We start from the raw sequence: 19,112 nt of genomic DNA, 5'->3' as shown, positions 1-19,112 counted from the left end.
GGGCAAAGCTTAACGTGCCGACAAATGCGGGGATCAGCCGGCAACCAGCACCGGTGTGCTGTCGCTGTTGGCGACGGGAATCAGCTCTTTGACCAGCAGCTCTGAAACAATGCCGCGCAGCGTGACAAACGCGCGGTCGGCCTCTTCGCTGTTGATATAGGCCTGATAGCATTCCCGGTTGGCCCAGACCTGATGCACGTGAAAATAATTCGGATCGTCTTTGCCCTGAAACACCGCATAGCGCAGCGCGCCGGGCATGCGTTGCACCTGATTGGCCAGCACAGAAATGGTCTCGCGGAAGTGGGAGGTGTCGTCGGTTGTGACAACAAAGGTGAGAAGAATTGTGACAGACATCGTGGCGACGGATCGTTTCGTTGGCATGTGGTTCTGAGCCAGCGGAAGGTGCATCTGAAACATTAACGATCCCCCAAAGGGAAAGGCTTTTTGATGCTGAACTGCGTCAAAGTCGTACGTGTTTTAACGATCTCAGACAGACTGTGTGACAGGTCTCTGTCAGGCGCTTACCTGATGTGTCCTGCGACACTGTGGGCCATGGAGGGCAGGGGGCTTATGTCTGCGGGCGCGGCTTGGCTGGTGCGTGCAGCTTGCGCAGCGCCCATTTGAGATCGGCCTGTAGCGCCAGCATATCACGCGCGGCGGTCTCGTCTTTGCGGCCGATCAGCACGTAATCCCAGCCGGGTTTGCCAAAGGTAGGCAGCACCGCGCGGGCGACTTCGCGCATCCGGCGCTTGGCGCGGTTGCGGGCAACTGCATTGCCGACTTTTTTGGAGCAGGTGTAGCCGACGCGGATCACCGCTGGATCAGCGTCTTCCGACTCGCGGCGCTTGCGGGCCTGAATCATCATCGCCTTGGTGCCCTGTTTGCGGGCGCGGGCGGCGGCGAGAAACTCGCTGCGGTTTTTTAGAACCAGCAGGGCTTCCTGCGCGCAAAGAGAAACCGCCGGAGACGTCGTCCCGTGGTTGGCAGGGCCTTCCGTGGGGGTCTCCGGCGGTGTCATTTTGTTTGAACGATCCGTATAAACGGTGTCGGTGAGCTTATGCGCTCAGCGACTTGCGACCGCGTGCGCGGCGTGCGTTCAGGATTTTGCGGCCAGCTTTGGTGGCCATGCGCGCACGGAAGCCGTGGCGGCGTTTACGAACCAGGTTCGAAGGTTGGTAGGTGCGTTTCATCGCTCCGTCTCCGTTACAAAGTGTGGAGGCGCCGGCAAGTCGATCAAGCGATAGATTCGCGGAGCCTGTCTATTCGAAGCCCGGTCTTTAGACGGGCCTGCGAGATAAGTCAAACGCCTGATCGCGGATTTGCTACAAAAACACAAGCCCCGAAGGCCGATATGCGCACAGAATGTTTCAGAACTGCGGAAAGGGGCGGATTTCATCACGAAACCGTGCGACTGTGATCAACCCGCCGTGAACCCTCTGTTGTTTAGAAGGGGACTGTCTCATTTTGAGGAAAAGAGACAGACTGTGACCAAGGGTAACGACCAAAAGATGGCAGATCTAACGGATGGCGCGGGCCAGACCGAACGCGCTGAGGCAAAATCAAAGTGGGCACGGCTGGTGCCTTTGGCGGTGATCCTCTGTGTCGCAGTGGGCGGCGCTTATGCATTGGGGGACTACCTGAGCTTTGAAACCCTGCGCGACAATCGCGAGACGCTGATTGCCTACCGGGATCAGCACTACTGGGTAGCTGTGGCCGTGTTCATGATCCTTTACGTGATCATCGCGGGCTTCTCCCTGCCTGGCGCAACGATTGCCACGCTCACCGGCGGCTTTCTGTTTGGCACTTTTCCGGGCGTGCTGTTCAACGTGGGCGCGGCGACCATGGGGGCGACGGTTGTGTTTCTGGCGGCCAAGTTTGGCCTTGGGGAGCGCCTGTCGGCCAAGATGGACAGCTCTGAGGGGCGGATCAAAGCCCTGAAAGATGGGATTGATGAGAATCAGTGGACCATGCTGTTTCTGATCCGTCTGGTGCCGGTGGTGCCTTTCTTTGTGGCAAATCTGATCCCTGCGCTGGTGGGGGTGCCGCTGTGGCGTTACGTCGTCTCCACTTTCGTTGGCATCATCCCCGGTGGTCTGGTCTATACCTCGGTGGGGGCGGGCCTTGGCGAGGTCTTTGCCCGCGGTGAGACACCGAACCTTGGCATCATCTTTGAGCCGCATGTGCTCTTGCCGATGCTGGGTCTGGCGGCACTGTCGTTGCTGCCTGCGGTGATCAAGCGTATTCGGGGCCGGGAGACAGTATAATGCAAGACATCAAGACGGATGTGCTGGTCATTGGCGCCGGCTCTGGAGGGCTGTCTGTGGCAGCCGGGGCGGCGCAGATGGGCGCGGATGTGACCCTGCTTGAGGGGCACGAAATGGGCGGGGACTGCCTGAACTTTGGCTGTGTTCCCAGCAAGGCGCTGATTGCCAGCGGTAAGGCGGCTCACGGGCAGGCGCACAGCAGCATCTATGGCGTGGCCGATCAGGTGCCACAGGTGGATTACGCCGCGGCCAAGGCCCATGTGAAGGACGTGATTGCCCAGATTGCGCCGGTGGACAGCCAAGAACGTTTTGAAGGCTTTGGGGTGCGGGTGATCCGTGAATATGGCCGCTTTGTCAGCCCGAAGGTGGTTGAGGCCGGAGATCACCGCATCACCGCGCGCCGCGTCGTGATTGCCACCGGATCCAGCCCGCTGGTGCCGCCGATCCCGGGGCTGGATTCTGTGCCTTACCTGACCAATGAGACGCTGTTTGACCTGACTGAAACGCCGGAGCATCTGCTGATCATTGGTGGGGGTCCCATTGGCATGGAGATGGCGCAGGCGCATCAGCGGCTGGGCATCAAAGTGACCGTGATTGAGGGCGCCAAGGCACTGGGCCGGGATGATCCGGAAATGGCGGCGATTGTCTTGGATAACCTGCGCAGCGAAGGGCTTGAGATTGCCGAAGACGCCATGGCCAAGCAGATCAGCGGGCAGGCGGGGGCCATCACCGTGGAAACCCAGGATGGGCGCAGCTTTACCGGCTCACATCTGTTGGTGGCCGTGGGGCGCAAGGCCAATGTCGACAAGCTGAACCTCGCGGCGGCGGGGATTGAGACCACCAAGACCGGCATCAAGGTGGACGACAGTATGAAAACCACCAACCGCAAGGTCTATGCGATCGGCGATGTGGCGGGTGGTGCGCAGTTCACCCATGTGGCGGGCTATCATGCCGGTGTCATCATTCGCTCCGCCCTGTTTGGGCTGCCTGCCAAGGCGCGCACGGATCACATCCCTTATGCGACCTACACCGACCCGGAACTGGCGCAGATCGGCCCCACCGAAGCGGAGGCGCGCAAGATTTATGGCGACAAGCTGACCGTGGCTCGGTTTGAGATCGACCACAACGACCGGCTGATTGCGGAACGCAAGGCCAAGGGGCTGATCAAAGCGATGGTCGTGAAAGGCCGCCCCGTGGGGGTGTCGATTGCTGGCCCGCAGGCGGGCGAGCTTATCAACCTATGGGCGCTGGTGATTGCCAATAAGCTCAAGATGAGCGCCGTTGCGGGCATGGTTGCGCCCTATCCAACGGTGGGAGAAATCAACAAGCGTGTCGCAGGGGCCTATTTCTCTCCGCAACTGTTTGATAATCCTAAGGTCAAACGGGTGGTCGGCTTCGTTCAACGCTGGCTGCCATAACAAAGGGCGGACGCGCATGCTCAATTCGCTTTCAGGTCGGTTCCTGATCCTCACGGTCATCTTTGTGATGCTGGCCGAGGTCTTGATCTTTGTCCCTTCGGTTGCGCGGTATCGCGAGGATTACCTGCTGCTGCGTCTGGAGCGGGCACAGATTGCCTCGCTCGCGCTTCTGGCGGATGACATGATCGATATGGATCTGGAAGACGAGCTGCTCAAAAACGCGGGCGTCTACAACGTGGTGCTGCGGCGCGATGAGATGCGGCAGCTGATTCTCAGCTCTCCTATCCCTGAGCCGATCAACGACACCTATGACATGCGCGGTGCCTCGGCCGGGGTGCTGATCAAAGACGCGATGATGCAGCTTCTGGACCGCAGCGAGCGGGTGATCCGCGTGATCGGCGCGCCGGTGCAGGATGCAGGGCTGCTGATTGAGGTCACCATGGGCACGCAGGATCTGCGCGCCTCGATGATTGACTACGGGCTGCGGGTTCTGGCGCTTTCGGCGGTGATCTCGATCATGACCGCGTTTCTGCTCTTCCTTGCGGTGCGTGCGATTCTGGTGCGCCCGATCGAAGGCGTGGTCCGCTATATGCAGACCTATGCCGCAGCGCCGGAAGATGCGCGCAGCGTGATCACGCCCAAATCCGGCGTCACCGAGCTGCGCGAAGCCGAAGAAGCGCTGCACACGCTGCAGACCGAGCTGACCTCTGCCCTGCGCCAGAAAGAGCGTCTGGCCCAGCTGGGCGGTGCGGTGGCCAAGGTGAGCCACGATTTGCGCAATATCCTGACCTCCGCCCAGCTCTTCACCGACCGGATTGAAAGCAGCGAAGACCCGCTGGTGGCGCGGATGGCCCCCAAGCTGGTGAACTCCATCACCCGCGCGGTGCACCTGTGTGAAAGCACGCTGGCCTTTGGCAAGGCGGAAGAACCCGCGCCGACGCTGACCCGGTTTTCCCCCAGCGAGCTGGTGGCCGATGTGATTGCCAGCGAGCGGCTTGCGGTGGGCGAGTTTGATCTGAGCTTTGCCGAGGACATTCCCGCGGGGCTGATGATGCGCGCGGATCCCGAACAGCTCTTTCGCGTGATTTCCAACCTCGTGCGCAACGCCCGTCAGGCGATTGTGGCCAGTGGCCAGCCCGGGGAGATCGCGATCTCGGCTTGGGAAACCGATGAGGCCTGGATGATTTCGGTGCGCGACACCGGGCCGGGCCTGCCCGCCAAAGCGCAGGAGCATCTGTTCACGCCGTTTCAGGGCGGGATTCGCAAAGGCGGCACCGGGCTTGGGCTGGCAATTTCAGCTGAGCTGATCCGCGGGCATGGCGGACAGCTGCAATTGGCGGCCACGGGTGACACCGGAACCACCTTTGGCATCACCCTTCCGAAAGGAGATTTGGGGGCGAGCTGACTTTTTTGGCTTTTTGCTCTTGCGCTCCCGCGCGCAAGGTTCTAACTCCCCCACACCGCGCTCTGGTAGCTCAGCTGGATAGAGTACTTGACTACGAATCAAGGGGTCGGGGGTTCGAATCCTCCCCAGAGCGCCATTTTCCAGCTGTTGAGAGACGACACATAGTTCTGCCATTTGCGACAGAACCTTTCCGTTTTCATTGCTCGATGTTGAACCTCACACGACTTTGACCCTTGCGTGATAATCTGACGCAACATCTCCATTTTGCTCCCGCAGGCTGTTTCGATTGATCTGACTTCCCTTTTCGGAAAATCAGGGCTGATTTACAGGTACAGTCGGCGAAGCCGCCTGCTCCTGCTGATCTGCCACGTGGCGAACGCGGTTGGGGGCGAGGCAATGCTATTCGACAAAAGTGGTGCGGCCCGCAGCGCAGAGCGCGAGGACACGGTTTTGTCTAATTGGATTGCCCGAGGGGGAAGGCAGCGTCTTCCCCCTGACGGCCAGGGGCGTTTGGCTCGTCCAAATCCCGCTGGCCCAACAAACAAGAGCGGCGGGGCCATAAGCCCCGGCTCCATAGTGGGCATTCGATTTTAGAGATTGAAGTCACGGGAGGCGGGACCAAGCGGGCACTACTCATCTAGGCAGTAGCGTCGGCTTTGGGCAGGCGCGCCCAGATGACACCTGTCGCAAGCAAGAGCATCACAGCCAGTGTTGTGATGACGGATTTAGCGATTGTCGCTGTGCTGACGGCGTAGACCAATGATTCCGTCACATCTGGCCAACCATGGATCATCGCAACGATCCCCAGGTTCTCCATATAGTCGAACAGCGCACTGCCGACCGCGAAGGCAACGCCAAGATGGACAAGTCTCTTGTTGGGCATGCGGCGCCCAAACCAGCAGAATGTGCTGCTCAGTGTGAGCGCGAGCAAGGCCGGATACATCGTATCCAGAGGAATCTGGCGGCTGAGATAGTATTCACGCCCATCCGCTCCCAATGCATCGAGAAGCGTCGCGGCGTCAGAGGGACTGTAGCCGTGGGGCCGCATGTCGAACGGCACCTGCCCCGAGATTGCTTCGATTTGGGCAAGCGTGACGGTGATCATCAGCACGTAGATGACAGTCGCAATCAACCCGCAGCCCAGGGTGGCAAATCCGATGCACCTTGAAAGAAGTGTGTGGATCATTTTGGGACCTCCTTGATCTCTTGCCAAGTTGCCCTTCGGTGAAGCCTCACGCATTATCATTTGATAAGGTATGACATGATGGATCTACGGAAATTTCTCGCACAGTCACCCGACCTTTCTGACTTGAGCCTTGCAGACGGTTTTGCGTCTCATTGGAGAAGCAAGCGTTTGAAGAAAGGCGCGCGCCTCGCCGACCAAGGACAACCTGAGTCTGATGAGTTCATTCTTTTGGATGGGAGCCTTGCCAGCACCATTTGTGACCAAGAGGGCAAGGAAGCATGCGTTGGACTCTACGTTGGTCCTTGCGTTGTAACACCTAATATCGCGCGAACACGGGATGGAGTATCCTTTGTGTCCATCCAGGCCACCAAAGAGGCCTCGCTTTATTGGCTCGATACGGGTCGGCTTACCAATCTGATGCTTGAATCCGAACCAATCCGAAACTGGGCAAATGGCATTCTGCAAGACGCATTGAGTGAAAAGGCGGAGCGCGAATGGTGTCTCGCCGCTCTTGGCGGAGCCGAGCGTCTGAACTGGTTTCGCCAAGCTTTCCCCGGCTATGAAGACATTTTCACGCATTCGTTGATCGCGTCCTTTTTGGGGGTCACGCCTGTCACAATGAGCCGTCTTCGCGCTAGATAGGGTGCAAAAGAAGAAGCGGACATCTATGCGTACTGCAGCATCCGGCATTTTGGGCTCTCAGCTGACATTCTCTGCGCGCTAGGCCAATGGCGGTTCAGTAAATTCCGGACCTTCGCTGCGGGCCGGTCGGACGGGTAAGACGCGGACTCTGCCGACATTCGATTTTGAGGCTTCGCTGACGCAGCATCCTTTTGCGATTGCGGCAGTTTAACCGCTGCCTTGAAGCGAGTGTCAGCGAAACGGACATCCATCGGCGGCAAAAGGGCGCGAACCGAGATTACGTCTCCGCCGCAACGCACTCGGACCATCGAGTCGCGGGACATTGCGTCTTTTTGCTGGTTTGGCAATTGCTCATGCAGCATTTCCTTGAACTTGCAGCAGCCTTTCCGCTGCGTTGCAGTCCACGTCGCTGAAACGGACTTTAGACTTCATCATGGGATGCAGAGTCCAAGTAGTATTTCTTGACCCACTTGGACAAAATCAAATGCAACTACAATCCCCCATCCGTAGACTTGAAATTGGCCTCAATGAAGTCTTTGTGTCAGTTGCAAAAAGCTTCCCATGGTGGACAGTTGGACACCACCCAAGCCCACCCAGAGATAAAATACAATCCACACAACCAATTTAGAATAATCAGAACATTAATTAGGCCACTCGCCCGCGGGAACGTACCTAGCAGGAAAACCTTAAAAAAGATCTGTAGCGAAAATACTAATGATAATGGAAGCTTTGCTATTCCAAAAACCATCAAGTTTCCATCGGAATAATCAGGAAGAATAGGTATCAACCCCCGCAATATGCCTGATGGATTAAAGAGCGGTTTGGTCAGCACGAAGTCGGCAAAAGTCGCATAGGACAATGTAAAGAAAAGAACAGCGGTTATTGCAAATCTCAAAGAAAAGGCCGCATCCGTCCCAGATCTGAACATCACTTCAGTCGCAAAAAATATCAACTCACGTAGTTCAATCATTCAAAGAAAATGGATCGCACCATTCCTCCAAAGGCCGAGTAAACTTGTAGCGACGCACAAAGGAGGTTGCACAATGAGAACGGCGGCGCATTTTAGTAGTTATTCCTTTGCTGTTCCTGTCTTGAAAATACTGATTAATCTTATCTAGTAACAACACACGACCTTCGTCATCTCCCACGATACTGTTCAATGAAGGAAGTGACCTAGGGCTAATGTTGAGAGAGAGTCTTTTAAACAAGTTCGAAAGATCGCTTTCCGGAAGCCGAAGTCTTTCTCGTACTCTTTCGCGCGGGAGCTTGACTTCAAATGTAAATTGATCATCGAAATGCTCTGCTAAACGCGTTAGATCCAAGTTACGGAGCTCGTTGGCTGTGATGGTAAGATGTGCCTCGGTGCCTTCAAAGATCAGACCTGCTAAGTCAATTTCATCGGCCGAAGGCGCAAAAATCTCTAAGCCAGAGTATCTACCACCACGGACCGCGATATCTGAGAACCGCCCGCCCAGGGAAACATCCAAAAGGCATCGTTCTGAAGGATCCCAAAATAATTCACCAGAAACATCACTTTCTTTCCATTTCGGGAAGTCAGTAAGGATAGTCTCAATGTGACATGTGCCATCTTCAACGCTGCTTTCTTTTAATCGAAAGCTGATTGGAGATCGGAGTGTTTCATCATCTCTTGGTCGATATCTTAATTCGAAACCGAGGTTGCCTTCGATTTCCGCAAAGTTTAATTCCTTAAATTCAACGTCATTCGCCTTTGGCGCCTCAAAATATGCACCAGTGCAGTTCGAAACTCTTAGCTTTTCCAGATCTAGGTGGCTGATATTGAAGAAACTAATCCATGCGCATCCAGTAATTGAAAGCGTATCTAAGTCTTCAGCATCCAGATCAAAAAACTTTTGTCTATGAATGCACGTTTCGATGTTTGTTACGCCGTACAGTTTGCTCGCGATGAACTTCCCACATTGGTCAATTACAATTGAAGAGTCTTTCGGGAAGTAGACGTTGTCGAATATAAAGTTAGATAGTAAACCCCACTCATCAGAGTGGTTAATCCAGAACTGGATCCGGACCGGTTCGTTTTCAGCCGTCTGGACGCAAATATTTTCTAAGACGATTGCGGAACGCAGGTGTTCTGGTGCATTGGTTACTTCCCCCCGATTACCGTAAATGGGTTGCTGCAGTGAGACCAGATCGTAAACAAGTGCCTCGAGTTCAATTCCGGAAATGACTCCGTTTTCGACCTTTAGAATTGTTTGATTTCCAGATTCGAGAACGGCGATAGCTTGTTGATCAGCGATGTCGCGAGGGCAAACCGCCGAAATTGCAAAATTGGGCAACAACATCGATATCAAGAAAATTGCTGCTTGCATCAAAGGCCACATGAACTACATCATGAACAATCAACCTGTTGGATGTCAACTCGCCCCACACGGTCCGATGTGTTTCAGTTTGTCCACATTGCCGGCCTATAATTTCCATGCAGACAAAGAGTGACCTCTCTGTCCGCTGCGCTGCGGCGTCAGTTTGTTTGCCAACGCAACACCAAGCTTGTTGTGTTGCATGGGCGTCGCGGCTGCTTCCAACCACGGGCCAAAGCTGAACTTGTGCCAATTCTTCGGCCGCATCATGATGACTTGTGCCGCCTGCACGAAGAGCACGCGTAGATATCGGCTGCCACGCTTGGTGATGCTGCCCAATAACCGTATTTGCTTCAAAAACGGACGGCAATTTGCAGCATGGCTCGGGCTCGTACCCAAACAGCGATCCAGCGGCGGTAAATCCCGCCTCTTCGGGATCAGCAAACGCGGGGACCGATACTTACGCACTCTGTTGATCCATGGTGCTTGCGCAGTTCTAAGGAAGGCAGGTGACAAAACAGACGCGAGAAGCGTGTGGATCGAACGGGTGCGCGATCGGCGGCACCCCAATTTGGTCGCTGTAGCCCTCGCTAACAAGAACGCCAGGATCGTCTGGGCCGTCTTGTCAGGTCGCATAGAGTATCAACCAGCATTCACCGACTGAGGGCGTTCATAGAAACCGAAGGGACTACCTGAATATTGCAGCAACTTGGCATGGGATGGTGACAACGACACGAACCGTTGCTTCTTGAACCTGATGTGTGGATCGGCGCAGCTAAGCTGATGCTTTGGAGCCAATTAGGGGGAAGCAAGCGGAAATCCATCGGGGCTCGCGGTGACGATAGATCGGGCCGCTCGGAGAAGCCGGATATACGTCAGCAATCGTGATCCTGAACCAGACCAAACAGACCGTTGCAATAAGGCGGGGTCCATATACATCCACACACGCCATTCGCTGTTCGTTTGTCAAGTTCGGCTGTCGAGATATGCTGGGAGCAAACGAGCCGAAAACGGCGCCTTCGGTCGGCAGTTCCAAAACCAAGACTGCTTGAGTTTTGAGCCACATACCTCGTAGGGTGAGCTATCGATAAAGTTTGGAGGTTTGTTTGGCAGATTTGCAAGCAGAGCATAAGTCGGCTTCACGTGCCGTCTTAGGGGTGATTTCGCTTTCGGTCATTTTCTTTCCAACGATATTTTCCTCCATCACCAAGCCGTATGTCTTCGACGGGTTTATGTATACATATTGGATAAGCGCATTCTTATCATTCATATTTTTGACCACTGCATATTATCAGTCTGCATTTTCAGACGGAAACTTACCAGTGAAAGCAGTCGGCATGGGCAATATGCTAGCGGCTTTGGCGATAGGATGCCTGTTCGTTTTCATTTTTGGAAATATCATTTCAGACAGAATCTCACCCCCGCGCATAGTCGACTTAACTCTCAGCAAAACGGTCTTGTCGCGTTCCGACTTCCTTGAGGTCAAGGCGGTTGCTTCAGATGATGATGGTGATGACCTAGTTTGGGAATGGTGCGTCCGCCCAAGCGAAGAAGCAAGGGCCCAGGGCGCAAAGACGGTGCAGCTAGAGGGGCATCTAAGAACTGTTGTTTGGGAGCCGCCAAATGTCTTACCAGCGGGCTCATACTACATCGAAGTGGCAGTCGACGATGGCGCACGAAAATCGAAACCCGTTAGGCAAGCCTTCCGAATTGAGGACTAATCAAGATGACAAGTACAGCGGAAAGCAATGAATTTGCTCTAGCCATAAAGAAAGTTGAGCGATACAAACCTGAAGGGCACACATACATTTTGGAAAACCAAGACCAGCTGGGTAGGGAATTCTTTGACCTCACCGCTTCTGATCTTGAATCCCCTTACAACCGCCGTGCAAGTCAGCTTCGTTCTAGTGGAATTTATCAAAGCTTGAAGCGCATTGGCGTCGCATCAGAAAATGTAGGATATTTCGTGCGACCATGCTGCTCCAAACGACCCTTAATCTGGCCGATTTGTGATGCAGAGTGCTGATATGTGAGGTCTTTTTCGGCATCGCAACTATACATGAAAGCCTTTGAATTTCAGTTGCCACGAACAGTGCCAATCCGGCTTTGATTTTGTCACGATTTTGGTCTGCCTCATAAAAGAAGACCTTGGTGCACGGTGCAGCATTTTGAACTTTGGGCTCTTTTCGGACTTTCTCCGCACTTGAGAGTAATGTCGGCTATCGGTCTATTGTGACGTGATGGAAAACCTTTGAGTCGTAAAAGGCAAAAATAGTGCGGCTTGGCGAAAACTGTAGACACAAATTCAATGGCTTAGCGGCGGTGCGATGGCAAAGATATGTGTCGCCCCACACGATGTTGAACGTCAGACGACTTTGACCCTTTCGTCATGGTTGGACCAGAAATTTAGCTAATGCTTGGCGCTGGGGCGCATCGCACCAAATTTTCCTACTAAAGCCGAACACATAGCCTGCACTACAGATCAAACGTTGGAGCCTCAAAACCAGTCCCAGTTTCTGAGCATTCGGTATAGCCGTGCAGACCAGCACCTTGATCGCGTTGAAAGCCGTGGGCAGCGATCGCCGATTTCTGCCTGGGTACTAAAAGATCGCTCTGGCTGTTTTGGAATTAGCTTTCCGCCCAAATCACCACATCTCAAAGAAATGGCTAACGCTTATTTTGAAGGGGAACGAGCAGTCGATTCACTTTGTTGTTTCGGTAGACTGGCAAATAGTTACTACCACGCTTCCTTCAGACCCAACTCAGCCGCTAGCCGGGAAAGATTTTTCTAAAGTGGCTGTCAAAATAATCCCACGTGTAGACGGCGCTATTGCCGGCATAGCCTTCATAGTAGGATTTGCCGTTTGACGTGGGCAAGCCGGCCCAGATCTTGGCCAGATTGAGCATAAAGTCTCCGCGCGGCATCTCGGCGGCAAGGAAATCGCTGAAGCCTGCCTCTTCCAACAGCTGGTGTGCCAGCTGGTCCTGCAGCTCGGGATCAAAAACTTCGCTGTGCGGCACCTCCTGATGACGGACGAGACGGCGTAAGGTGGCGGGGATAAGCTGATAGCGCCCGATCGCATGAGGCTGTCCCGGGGTGGCGTCAATCCATTGATAAATCTCGGCGATTGTCATTTCGGTTGGCCGTCTCGCGGGCCGGGTCCGGGCACCATGCTGCACCGCGTCATAGCCAGCTTTGCCCGCTTCTGCGCCTGCAATCAGGGTCATAAGCTGCTTGGCTGCGGACGGCAGGACCTGCACTTGAACCGGCGCAAAAAGACCGCCACTGGCACGACCTCGGAAAAGGCTGGCGGCGCCGGGGCGCAAGGCCACCGCACCGCGGCTGACATCGGCGCCGGACGGCTGCGCGAGGGCAGGACGGTTCGGCACTAAGGAAGAGGTGTCATCAAAGGAGGCGCGCTGCGCAAAGAAACCGTTCTGGATCAGAGAGACACTGTTTGCCTGCACATCGGACGCGACGAGGCCAAGGGCCAGAAGACTGAAACGCAAGGATGAGACAATAGGCATTGGTACCGGCTTTCTGCTGGCGGGATTTTTCAAATGGAATATGCGGAAATAGGCTTGATAAACCGTTTACCGGCGCGTCCAGTCTTGTCTGACTGGACACTGCGCGCAGGAAAAGGTCTCGCCACGGACTTTGTTGCCGAACAGCGCCAGAACCAGCGCGAGGGTCACTGCCTCCGCAACCGGCAAGGCGAAGATCGCGCCGGTCGAGCCCGTCGGCGCCCACAACAGCAGCGCGGTTGCCTCTTAAACCTATCGAGAGCCCGCGACCAAGGTGCGCCGCAGGCTCTCTTGTGCTTACGAAAGCACCCGCGCGCCCACGTGGATCAAATCAAACATCGTTTGCGTATGGTAGGTGTAGGGCGACAACCCCGGCATTTCGCTCACTGCGTTCAACGCGGCGACATGCACCTCATCCAGCGTGAATTCCAGTGCCGCGAGGTTGTCTTGAAGTTGGCTGAGCTTGCGTGCGCCGATGACGGCAGAGGTGACACCTCGGTGTTTGATCATCCAATTGAGTGCGATCTGCGACGCGCTGTGCCCTGTCTCGTTAGCAATCCGCAGCAGCTCGCCGACGATGGCGATGTTTTGCTCTGAGGAGAGATTGGCGACACTTGGATCGGTGGTCCAGGTCTCCGTTAAACGGCCAGCCCCCACCAGATTGCCTGCATCGTCGACCGAGTATTTTCCAGTCAGTAGACCGTTGGCTAGCGGGCTCCAGGCGGTGAACCCCAGACCCAGTGCATCACACATCGGAAGATGTTCATAGTCGGCATGGCGCGCGGCCAAACTGTATTGGTTTTGGATCGACGACACCGGATGACGATGGCTGAGCCCCGCCAGTGTCTGCATCTTGGCCACATACCAAGCAGGGAAATTCGAGAGGCCAAACGCATGTAGTTTGCCCTCACGAATGAGCGTGTCGAAGGTGTCGAGCACCTCCTCCATCGGGGTAACCTGATCCCACTGATGCAGATAGTACAGGTCGATGTAGTCCGTCCCCAACCGCTTGAGCGAGGCGTCAAACGCTTTCAAGATATGTTTGCGACCGTTTCCACCGCCGTTCGGATCGCCTGGGAACTGGTTCATCGTGCCCTTGGTTGAGATCACCAAACGATCACGATTTCCCGCCGCCTTAGCAAATTCGCCCAGCCAGGTTTCACTTTCCCCGTTCTGGTAGGCATCAGAGGTGTCAAAAAAGTTGCCTCCCGCCTCTTGATAGCGGTCAAAAATCGCACGGGCCTCGGTCTTGCCGCTGGACCAAGCATCCCCCCAAGCATCGCCAAAACTGCCAGCACCATAGGCGAGCGGAGAAACACGCAAACCGGTTTTCCCGAGCATGCGGTAGGTGGTGAGCGAGGAGATCCGGCCTTCCGGCAGATCTGCGGCCGCAAATGGGAGGTCGTCAGAAAGAGCTTCAGACATTTTATTTCCTTTCAGTAAGATAGCCGCGCTTCACGCGCGCACAAGATGGCCGCCATCCACATCGATCACCGAGCCGGTCAGGAAGGGGTTGGTCATGGCAAAAATGACGGCTTGGGCGATCTCTGCGGCCTCGCCAACGCGGCCTACGGGCAAAGCATCGCCAACTTGGGCATACATCTCAGTACGGGCTGCTTCGGGCATTGCCGCGTAAGTCGCAGTTGCCACCATTCCCGGGCTGATGCAGTTCACCCGCGCCTGTCCGGCAAGCTCTTGCGCAAGACCTTTGGTCAGCGTTTCAACGGCGGCATTCACCGCTGCGAGCCCCGTTGCACCTGCGGAAGGGCGGCGGCTGAGCACACCTGAGAAAAGTGTGATTGATGCAGATGGATTCAGATGGAGCAGAACCTCGCGCGCAGTCACGTAAGGGCCAATGAACTTGGCTTCAAACATAGCGCGCAGCTCCCCGGTAGGCAGATCAGCATAGGCGCCATGTGCCGCACTGGACGCTGAAATCACCAGATGATCCACAGCGCCGAGCCCTGCCGCCCAGGCCTTCACAGCCGCCTCATCGGTGGTATCAACGGGTGCAACAACGACCTCGCCTTCAATGGCAGCGGCCACTTTCGTAAGCTTGTCTGCATCTCTGCTTGCAATGGTCACCCTGGCGCCAAAATACGCGGCCAGCTCTGCGGTGGCTTTGCCCATGCCAGAGCCGCCCCCCACAATGACCACATGTTTATCCTTTAAGTCGCTGCCAATCAGATTGGTCATATCCATTCCATCCTTTGTCCTGTCTTAAACCCCCACACCATCGCCGGGGCTTAGATGAGATTTTGGGTCTGGTGCAGAGATAGGAGGTCACTCAAAATAGTTGAAATGGATATTTCAAATGGCCTAAATTGATGAAATGAATTTAAACTCGCTCGACCTCAATCTTCTGAAAGCCTTTGATGCGCTATACCGCGAGCGCCACGTTGGCCGGGCGGGCTCTGCAATTGGCCTTGCACAGCCTTCCATGAGTAACGCCCTAAACAGGCTGAGGGCGCGCTTTGGCGATCCGCTGTTCCAACGTGGACCAGAGGGCATGGTGCCCACGGCCAAGGCGGAAGTTTTGGCTCCGCAAATTCAGGAAGCGCTACAGGTTATCACACGGATGCTGGCCCCTGCCGAGTTCAGTCCCGCTACACTCGACGCTGAGGTATCCATTGCCGCCGCGGATCTGACCGTGACCACCCTAGCTCCCAAACTGATGGGCCGCTTGCGAGAGACCGCGCCAGGGGTTCGCGTGAGCTTTCTCCCCCTCGACAAGCGCAGCTTCGAACAAGAACTCGATGACGACACTCTGACGCTCGCGCTTGGCACATTTGGCAGGCTGCCTGCCAGATTCGAGAGGCAGACAGTTCTGAAAGATCACTTTATTTGCATTACGCGGAAAGGGTTTCTCGCGGACGGCGCACCGATGTCCCTAGACACCTTTGTCTCCGCCCGACATGCGCTAATGACATTGAGTGGAGGATTCGCAGGCGCGGTCGATCGCGCGCTCGGCAAACGCGGTCATTCCCGGCAAGTTGTGATGACCGTCACGCAGTTTGCGCTATTGCCGGATATCATCGCGCAGTCTGACATGATCTCGACCATTCCTGCCTCTCTGGCAAAGACGGCGGAACGCGCAGGATGTAGCGTATACGATCCCCCTTTGGAGTTACCGAGCTGGGATATTGACCTGATCCACACCCGCAAAACAACGCACGATCCCTTAGGGCGTTTCATCGGCGACGTTGTTCGAGAAACGCTGGAGACACCTCTCCCAGATGCTTAGATGTCTTGCTACTTTCAAACGGCATGGGGTCCCAATCTTCACATATCCAGGGAGATGGAACTACGGTATCGGCAGATCTGAGGCGACGTCTACAGGAAGCTCCGGATGCTGCATTCGCAGTCTGCTAGGTCGCGAATGTCGGCTTGTGTAAATCGGATAGTTTTGGGTTCTGGGGCCGTTTTTGCCTTATGTAAGGCAAGCGGTAGGAGTGCTTCGAGGCTGTTGGTTTCAGGCTTAGAGGATAAATTTTTCAAAATTTGAAGATTTCGAGAGTACGAGATGTACTTGCTTGGCATGAGAGACGCGCTTGGCCTAAAGCTCATTTTTGTCGCTCAGTTGATGATCGCAATATCGTTCACCATCCTTTGGATCACGTATGGATTCTGGATATTTCTATCTGTGTCAGCTCTGCTGATTTATTTTGGACTGTGGGTGGCGCGGTTCCACCGCAAACACGAGCAGGAGATCGAATACAGTGGCTCTTCATCTAGATTGAACGCGTTCCCAAAACCCCGAAAATTTGCGGTTGCCCTGTCAGTTTTCGAAGGCGTTGTCATGGTTGTGTTTGGTCTATTTAGTTTTCTCATGATTTTTGGTCATCAAACCAACCTGTATGATGAAGTGCGCTGGTTTCAAGCGTTTCCGTTTTTTTTGGTTCGGGCGGATGGCTATGTTTGATTTCATTAACTCAATGCACGAAATTTTTGATCATCAAAGGGACCATCGCGAACCTTAGCTGCGGTTCCTATCAATCTAAAAAAGCGCACACAGCCATCCTTTCATAACGTATTTCGGACAGCCGCTCACAGATGAGTTGCTAAACACTCCAAGCATAAATTCCATATGCACCTGTCGCGATGTAAAATGCCTGCATTGTTGTCCAGCCCCACATCCGTTTGCGGACCGCCAGCGTAAACAGCAGCAGAGCAGCCAGCAAAAAGAACACAAATGAAAGAACTTCATAGCCTGAGTTGGACGCGATCAGCAGCGAGTAGGCGATTGATAAAAGGGCACCGCCCCATTCCAGAGTTTTGTTAGCGTTTGTCATTTGTAGTGTCCTTAGTCCCTGATCGAGTGCGGGCATGGCCCCGTCGTTCTTTGGCTGGTTGTTGTGAGCAGAACTCCGACCATCGTGACCGCAAGACCGATGAATATGGTCGAGGTCAGAGGGTCATCGAATAAGAACCACGCCCAGATCATCGTGACCGGTGGCGCGAGGTATATTGCAGCGCTGACTTTGGCGGCGGGATAGAGGCGCAGGGCAATGTAGTAGACAAAATACGACACGAAGGTGCCCAAGATGACTAGCCACGCCATTCCAATGGCAAAGCCCCGCGTCATCGGGGGCGCCAGCCCATCTCCCAGCGCCAAAGAGGACAGTCCAAACAAAGCCGCGCCGGTAAGCGAGTGAATGCACAGGCTCTGATAGACCGGCATCCTATGACGTTTTTGGCCACGATGTAGAACGGAGGCAAATGCAAAAATCAGCATAGAGCCAACAGTCAAAGCATAGGCCCAAAGCGGCGCGTTCCCAACTCCCAGACTGTCGATTGACACGATCAGCACGCCGCCAACCGCAACAAAGGTACCAAGCCATTGCCGGGACGAAAGGCGTTCACCAAGCATCGGTTGGGACAAAGCAGCAATTGCCAGTGGCAGAAGGTCCGAGAACAGCGCCACAAGTCCGGTTGGGACACGCTGTTCAATCGCAACAGAAAAACCGCCCAGATAGAGGAAAACCGCCATGACGCCAAAGCCCATCTGAAACAGCACCGCAGACGCGCGCATCCTTGGTCCACATGCCAAAGCAAAGGGCAGTAGGATCAAACCGGAAAGCAGAGTTCGCCAGAACAGCAGGAGCGCAATGCTAGCCTCCTCATTGGCATAGCGGATGCCTACAAACCCAGAACTCCAACCAAGTATCAAGAGTGCGGCCAACATCGGCCATAGTAACTGCGAGCGATGAAATCCTCGGGCGGGACTGGTCAGAGTGGTCATTGAGATGCTCCTGTGGCGGCTCCATTGGCCTACAGGAAGGAGGTTGAGAAAGGGCATGACAAATATCGATATGATCATGACTTTCATGCCTATTGTGGCATTAGATGTGCGAATGGGTTATCATAAATGTCATCTTGGAGCGGCAAAGATTGGTGAGCACCTATGCCTAATATGAAATCTCAACGTCTCGAAATTGACGCTCTGCGTGTGCTGCAGGCTGTTCAGCACCACGGCGGGATCACCCGGGCGGCAGAAGCATTGAGGGTGACGCAATCAGCGGTCAGCCACAAGCTAAAGAGGCTTGAAACCAGTTTGGATTGCCAGCTTTTGACAAGGCGCTCAGGTGGATCGATGTTCACATCATCAGGGGAAGAATTGCTCAGCTATGCCGACCGTATTTTGGATCTGCACGACGAAGCCGTTTTGAGCCTTGTGCGCACAAACCTCTCTGGCCGCATCCAGCTTGGATTGACCGAAGACACCGCCATGACCGATCTGTCACGCGTTTTGGGGCGTTTCCGCCGGTTGCACCCTGACGTCGTTGTGCGAACGAAAGTGCGTATGAGCCTCACGCTGCGATCCTTTCTGGAACGCAAAGAGTTGGATGCGGCGATCATGCAAGTATTCGACCACGAGGTGCGCCCTACGGATGTTGTGTTGTTCCATGAGACTTTACATTGGGTGAAGTCACCGGAATTGACGCTGCCGGATCAAGGCGCAATCCCATTCCTGTCGTTTGATGAAGCCTGTTTTTTCCGTCACTGGGCCCTAGACATCGGGCAGGACGATGACGCATTGCTTGAAACCGTTTTTGAATGCGCGAGTGCTGCGGGAATAGCAAATGCGGTTCGGGCAAGTCTTGGCGTGGCCCTGCTGAGCGAGCGCCATATCACCCCGGACATGGATGTGATCCAAGATCGGTTCCCCGCGCCTCCTTCGCTTAGCTATGTCGTGCGCCGTAGTCGCCGCGAACGCAACCCTGCGCTTGATGAGTTGGTGGCTCAGATCGAGCATGAGATCGGCCGAAATGGCGGCTTGTCTCTGGCGGGCTGAGGCTCGGTAGCCCATATAGGTCCAAACCTAAGAGCGTTGTGTGC

20 protein-coding genes, 1 tRNA gene and 1 pseudogene are annotated in these 19,112 nt (G+C 54.9%); 11 read left to right on the top strand and 11 right to left on the bottom strand.

Annotated features, from left to right (window positions below):
- Nucleotides 1-33: 33 nt before the first annotated feature.
- From J7399_RS05420 to rpmH, 3 genes are all read right to left on the bottom strand, one after another.
- On the bottom strand, nucleotides 34-417 hold the full coding sequence (locus tag J7399_RS05420) for an antibiotic biosynthesis monooxygenase (RefSeq protein ID WP_209084535.1): 384 nt from the start codon (nucleotides 415-417) through the stop codon (nucleotides 34-36).
- A 151-nt stretch (nucleotides 418-568) separates the two neighbouring features.
- Nucleotides 569-1,018, bottom strand: coding sequence for a ribonuclease P protein component (gene rnpA, locus J7399_RS05415; RefSeq protein ID WP_209084533.1), 450 nt, complete (start codon nucleotides 1,016-1,018; stop codon nucleotides 569-571).
- Nucleotides 1,019-1,055: 37 nt separating this feature from the next.
- Nucleotides 1,056-1,190 carry a 50S ribosomal protein L34 gene (gene rpmH / locus J7399_RS05410; RefSeq protein WP_005980833.1) on the bottom strand — a complete coding sequence of 45 codons (135 nt, stop codon included), beginning with the start codon at nucleotides 1,188-1,190 and terminating at the stop codon, nucleotides 1,056-1,058.
- A gap of 318 nt (nucleotides 1,191-1,508) precedes the next feature.
- On the opposite strand from rpmH, the gene J7399_RS05405 reads away from it, so the two are divergent.
- From J7399_RS05405 to J7399_RS05390, 4 genes are all read left to right on the top strand, one after another.
- Nucleotides 1,509-2,264, top strand: a complete 756-nt coding sequence (locus J7399_RS05405) for a TVP38/TMEM64 family protein (protein ID WP_209084812.1) — start codon at nucleotides 1,509-1,511, stop codon at nucleotides 2,262-2,264.
- Nucleotides 2,264-3,682, top strand: coding sequence for an FAD-dependent oxidoreductase (locus tag J7399_RS05400; RefSeq protein WP_209084531.1), 1,419 nt, complete (start codon nucleotides 2,264-2,266; stop codon nucleotides 3,680-3,682). Before J7399_RS05405 ends, J7399_RS05400 begins: the two co-directional genes overlap by 1 nt.
- A 16-nt stretch (nucleotides 3,683-3,698) precedes the next feature.
- A complete protein-coding gene (locus tag J7399_RS05395; protein ID WP_209064914.1) occupies nucleotides 3,699-5,087 on the top strand; it encodes a HAMP domain-containing sensor histidine kinase in 1,389 nt (462 codons plus the stop codon).
- A gap of 59 nt (nucleotides 5,088-5,146) precedes the next feature.
- Nucleotides 5,147-5,223, top strand: a tRNA-Arg gene (locus J7399_RS05390).
- A gap of 501 nt (nucleotides 5,224-5,724) precedes the next feature.
- On the opposite strand, the gene J7399_RS05385 is transcribed toward J7399_RS05390, so the two are convergent.
- Entirely contained in the window at nucleotides 5,725-6,273 is a 549-nt protein-coding gene (locus J7399_RS05385) for a hypothetical protein (protein WP_209084530.1), read from the bottom strand.
- A 75-nt stretch (nucleotides 6,274-6,348) separates the two neighbouring features.
- On the opposite strand from J7399_RS05385, the gene J7399_RS05380 reads away from it, so the two are divergent.
- On the top strand, nucleotides 6,349-6,915 hold the full coding sequence (locus J7399_RS05380; protein ID WP_209084529.1) for a Crp/Fnr family transcriptional regulator: 567 nt from the start codon (nucleotides 6,349-6,351) through the stop codon (nucleotides 6,913-6,915).
- Between the two features lie 962 nt (nucleotides 6,916-7,877).
- Here the strand turns inward: J7399_RS05380 and J7399_RS05375 are convergent.
- Entirely contained in the window at nucleotides 7,878-9,260 is a 1,383-nt protein-coding gene (locus J7399_RS05375; RefSeq protein WP_209084528.1) for a hypothetical protein, read from the bottom strand.
- A 96-nt stretch (nucleotides 9,261-9,356) separates the two neighbouring features.
- The gene (locus J7399_RS20925) at nucleotides 9,357-9,692 is read right to left on the bottom strand and encodes a transposase (RefSeq protein WP_247742798.1); all 336 of its coding nucleotides are present in this window, start codon (nucleotides 9,690-9,692) and stop codon (nucleotides 9,357-9,359) included.
- On the opposite strand from J7399_RS20925, the pseudogene J7399_RS05370 reads away from it, so the two are divergent.
- The 3 genes and pseudogenes from J7399_RS05370 to J7399_RS05360 form a co-directional block, all read left to right on the top strand.
- Nucleotides 9,601-9,912 (top strand): annotated as a pseudogene (locus tag J7399_RS05370) (transposase); the annotation flags it as partial. The gene J7399_RS20925 and the pseudogene J7399_RS05370 overlap by 92 nt on opposite strands.
- 442 nt (nucleotides 9,913-10,354) lie before the next feature.
- The gene (locus J7399_RS05365) at nucleotides 10,355-10,969 is read left to right on the top strand and encodes a hypothetical protein (protein ID WP_209084526.1); all 615 of its coding nucleotides are present in this window, start codon (nucleotides 10,355-10,357) and stop codon (nucleotides 10,967-10,969) included.
- A gap of 5 nt (nucleotides 10,970-10,974) precedes the next feature.
- A complete protein-coding gene (locus tag J7399_RS05360; protein WP_209084525.1) occupies nucleotides 10,975-11,274 on the top strand; it encodes a hypothetical protein in 300 nt (99 codons plus the stop codon).
- A 743-nt stretch (nucleotides 11,275-12,017) separates the two neighbouring features.
- Here the strand turns inward: J7399_RS05360 and J7399_RS05355 are convergent.
- The 3 genes from J7399_RS05355 to J7399_RS05345 all read right to left on the bottom strand — a co-directional run bounded on the left by J7399_RS05355 (nucleotide 12,018) and on the right by J7399_RS05345 (nucleotide 14,969).
- Nucleotides 12,018-12,776, bottom strand: coding sequence for a hypothetical protein (locus J7399_RS05355; RefSeq protein WP_209084524.1), 759 nt, complete (start codon nucleotides 12,774-12,776; stop codon nucleotides 12,018-12,020).
- A gap of 294 nt (nucleotides 12,777-13,070) precedes the next feature.
- Nucleotides 13,071-14,198 (bottom strand): aldo/keto reductase, encoded by a 1,128-nt coding sequence (locus J7399_RS05350; protein WP_209084522.1) that lies wholly within the window; start codon nucleotides 14,196-14,198, stop codon nucleotides 13,071-13,073.
- A gap of 30 nt (nucleotides 14,199-14,228) precedes the next feature.
- The gene (locus J7399_RS05345) at nucleotides 14,229-14,969 is read right to left on the bottom strand and encodes an SDR family oxidoreductase (RefSeq protein ID WP_209084520.1); all 741 of its coding nucleotides are present in this window, start codon (nucleotides 14,967-14,969) and stop codon (nucleotides 14,229-14,231) included.
- A 136-nt stretch (nucleotides 14,970-15,105) separates the two neighbouring features.
- Between J7399_RS05345 and J7399_RS05340 the strand changes: the two genes are divergently transcribed.
- Together J7399_RS05340 and J7399_RS05335 are read left to right on the top strand one after the other, a co-directional pair.
- Nucleotides 15,106-16,017, top strand: coding sequence for a LysR family transcriptional regulator (locus tag J7399_RS05340; RefSeq protein ID WP_209084519.1), 912 nt, complete (start codon nucleotides 15,106-15,108; stop codon nucleotides 16,015-16,017).
- A 279-nt stretch (nucleotides 16,018-16,296) separates the two neighbouring features.
- Entirely contained in the window at nucleotides 16,297-16,695 is a 399-nt protein-coding gene (locus J7399_RS05335; protein WP_209084518.1) for a hypothetical protein, read from the top strand.
- Between the two features lie 139 nt (nucleotides 16,696-16,834).
- On the opposite strand, the gene J7399_RS05330 is transcribed toward J7399_RS05335, so the two are convergent.
- Entirely contained in the window at nucleotides 16,835-17,065 is a 231-nt protein-coding gene (locus J7399_RS05330; RefSeq protein WP_209078535.1) for a hypothetical protein, read from the bottom strand.
- A gap of 11 nt (nucleotides 17,066-17,076) precedes the next feature.
- Nucleotides 17,077-18,102, bottom strand: coding sequence for a DMT family transporter (locus J7399_RS05325; protein ID WP_247742728.1), 1,026 nt, complete (start codon nucleotides 18,100-18,102; stop codon nucleotides 17,077-17,079).
- Nucleotides 18,103-18,177: 75 nt separating this feature from the next.
- On the opposite strand from J7399_RS05325, the gene J7399_RS05320 reads away from it, so the two are divergent.
- The gene (locus J7399_RS05320; protein ID WP_209084516.1) at nucleotides 18,178-19,068 is read left to right on the top strand and encodes a LysR family transcriptional regulator; all 891 of its coding nucleotides are present in this window, start codon (nucleotides 18,178-18,180) and stop codon (nucleotides 19,066-19,068) included.
- Nucleotides 19,069-19,112: the final 44 nt, after the last annotated feature.

Source organism: Shimia sp. R9_1, assembly GCF_017743775.1.
Lineage (GTDB): Bacteria > Pseudomonadota > Alphaproteobacteria > Rhodobacterales > Rhodobacteraceae > Shimia.
This window is presented reverse-complemented; position numbering and strand designations above follow the sequence as displayed.

What these genes read in the sequence shown, in the direction of transcription:
- J7399_RS05340 (WP_209084519.1), top strand. Translation starts at nt 15,106, where the DNA reads ATGAATTTAAACTCGCTCGACCTCAATCTTCTGAAAGCCTTTGATGCG.
- rnpA (WP_209084533.1), bottom strand. Translation starts at nt 1,018, where the DNA reads ATGACACCGCCGGAGACCCCCACGGAAGGCCCTGCCAACCACGGGACG.
- J7399_RS05385 (WP_209084530.1), bottom strand. Translation starts at nt 6,273, where the DNA reads ATGATCCACACACTTCTTTCAAGGTGCATCGGATTTGCCACCCTGGGC.
- J7399_RS05395 (WP_209064914.1), top strand. Translation starts at nt 3,699, where the DNA reads ATGCTCAATTCGCTTTCAGGTCGGTTCCTGATCCTCACGGTCATCTTT.
- J7399_RS05420 (WP_209084535.1), bottom strand. Translation starts at nt 417, where the DNA reads ATGTTTCAGATGCACCTTCCGCTGGCTCAGAACCACATGCCAACGAAA.
- J7399_RS05325 (WP_247742728.1), bottom strand. Translation starts at nt 18,102, where the DNA reads ATGAAAGTCATGATCATATCGATATTTGTCATGCCCTTTCTCAACCTC.
- J7399_RS05375 (WP_209084528.1), bottom strand. Translation starts at nt 9,260, where the DNA reads ATGCAAGCAGCAATTTTCTTGATATCGATGTTGTTGCCCAATTTTGCA.
- J7399_RS05330 (WP_209078535.1), bottom strand. Translation starts at nt 17,065, where the DNA reads ATGACAAACGCTAACAAAACTCTGGAATGGGGCGGTGCCCTTTTATCA.
- J7399_RS05350 (WP_209084522.1), bottom strand. Translation starts at nt 14,198, where the DNA reads ATGTCTGAAGCTCTTTCTGACGACCTCCCATTTGCGGCCGCAGATCTG.
- J7399_RS05405 (WP_209084812.1), top strand. Translation starts at nt 1,509, where the DNA reads ATGGCAGATCTAACGGATGGCGCGGGCCAGACCGAACGCGCTGAGGCA.
- J7399_RS05345 (WP_209084520.1), bottom strand. Translation starts at nt 14,969, where the DNA reads ATGACCAATCTGATTGGCAGCGACTTAAAGGATAAACATGTGGTCATT.
- J7399_RS05335 (WP_209084518.1), top strand. Translation starts at nt 16,297, where the DNA reads ATGTACTTGCTTGGCATGAGAGACGCGCTTGGCCTAAAGCTCATTTTT.
- J7399_RS05320 (WP_209084516.1), top strand. Translation starts at nt 18,178, where the DNA reads ATGCCTAATATGAAATCTCAACGTCTCGAAATTGACGCTCTGCGTGTG.
- J7399_RS05355 (WP_209084524.1), bottom strand. Translation starts at nt 12,776, where the DNA reads ATGCCTATTGTCTCATCCTTGCGTTTCAGTCTTCTGGCCCTTGGCCTC.
- J7399_RS05400 (WP_209084531.1), top strand. Translation starts at nt 2,264, where the DNA reads ATGCAAGACATCAAGACGGATGTGCTGGTCATTGGCGCCGGCTCTGGA.
- J7399_RS05380 (WP_209084529.1), top strand. Translation starts at nt 6,349, where the DNA reads ATGATGGATCTACGGAAATTTCTCGCACAGTCACCCGACCTTTCTGAC.
- J7399_RS05360 (WP_209084525.1), top strand. Translation starts at nt 10,975, where the DNA reads ATGACAAGTACAGCGGAAAGCAATGAATTTGCTCTAGCCATAAAGAAA.
- rpmH (WP_005980833.1), bottom strand. Translation starts at nt 1,190, where the DNA reads ATGAAACGCACCTACCAACCTTCGAACCTGGTTCGTAAACGCCGCCAC.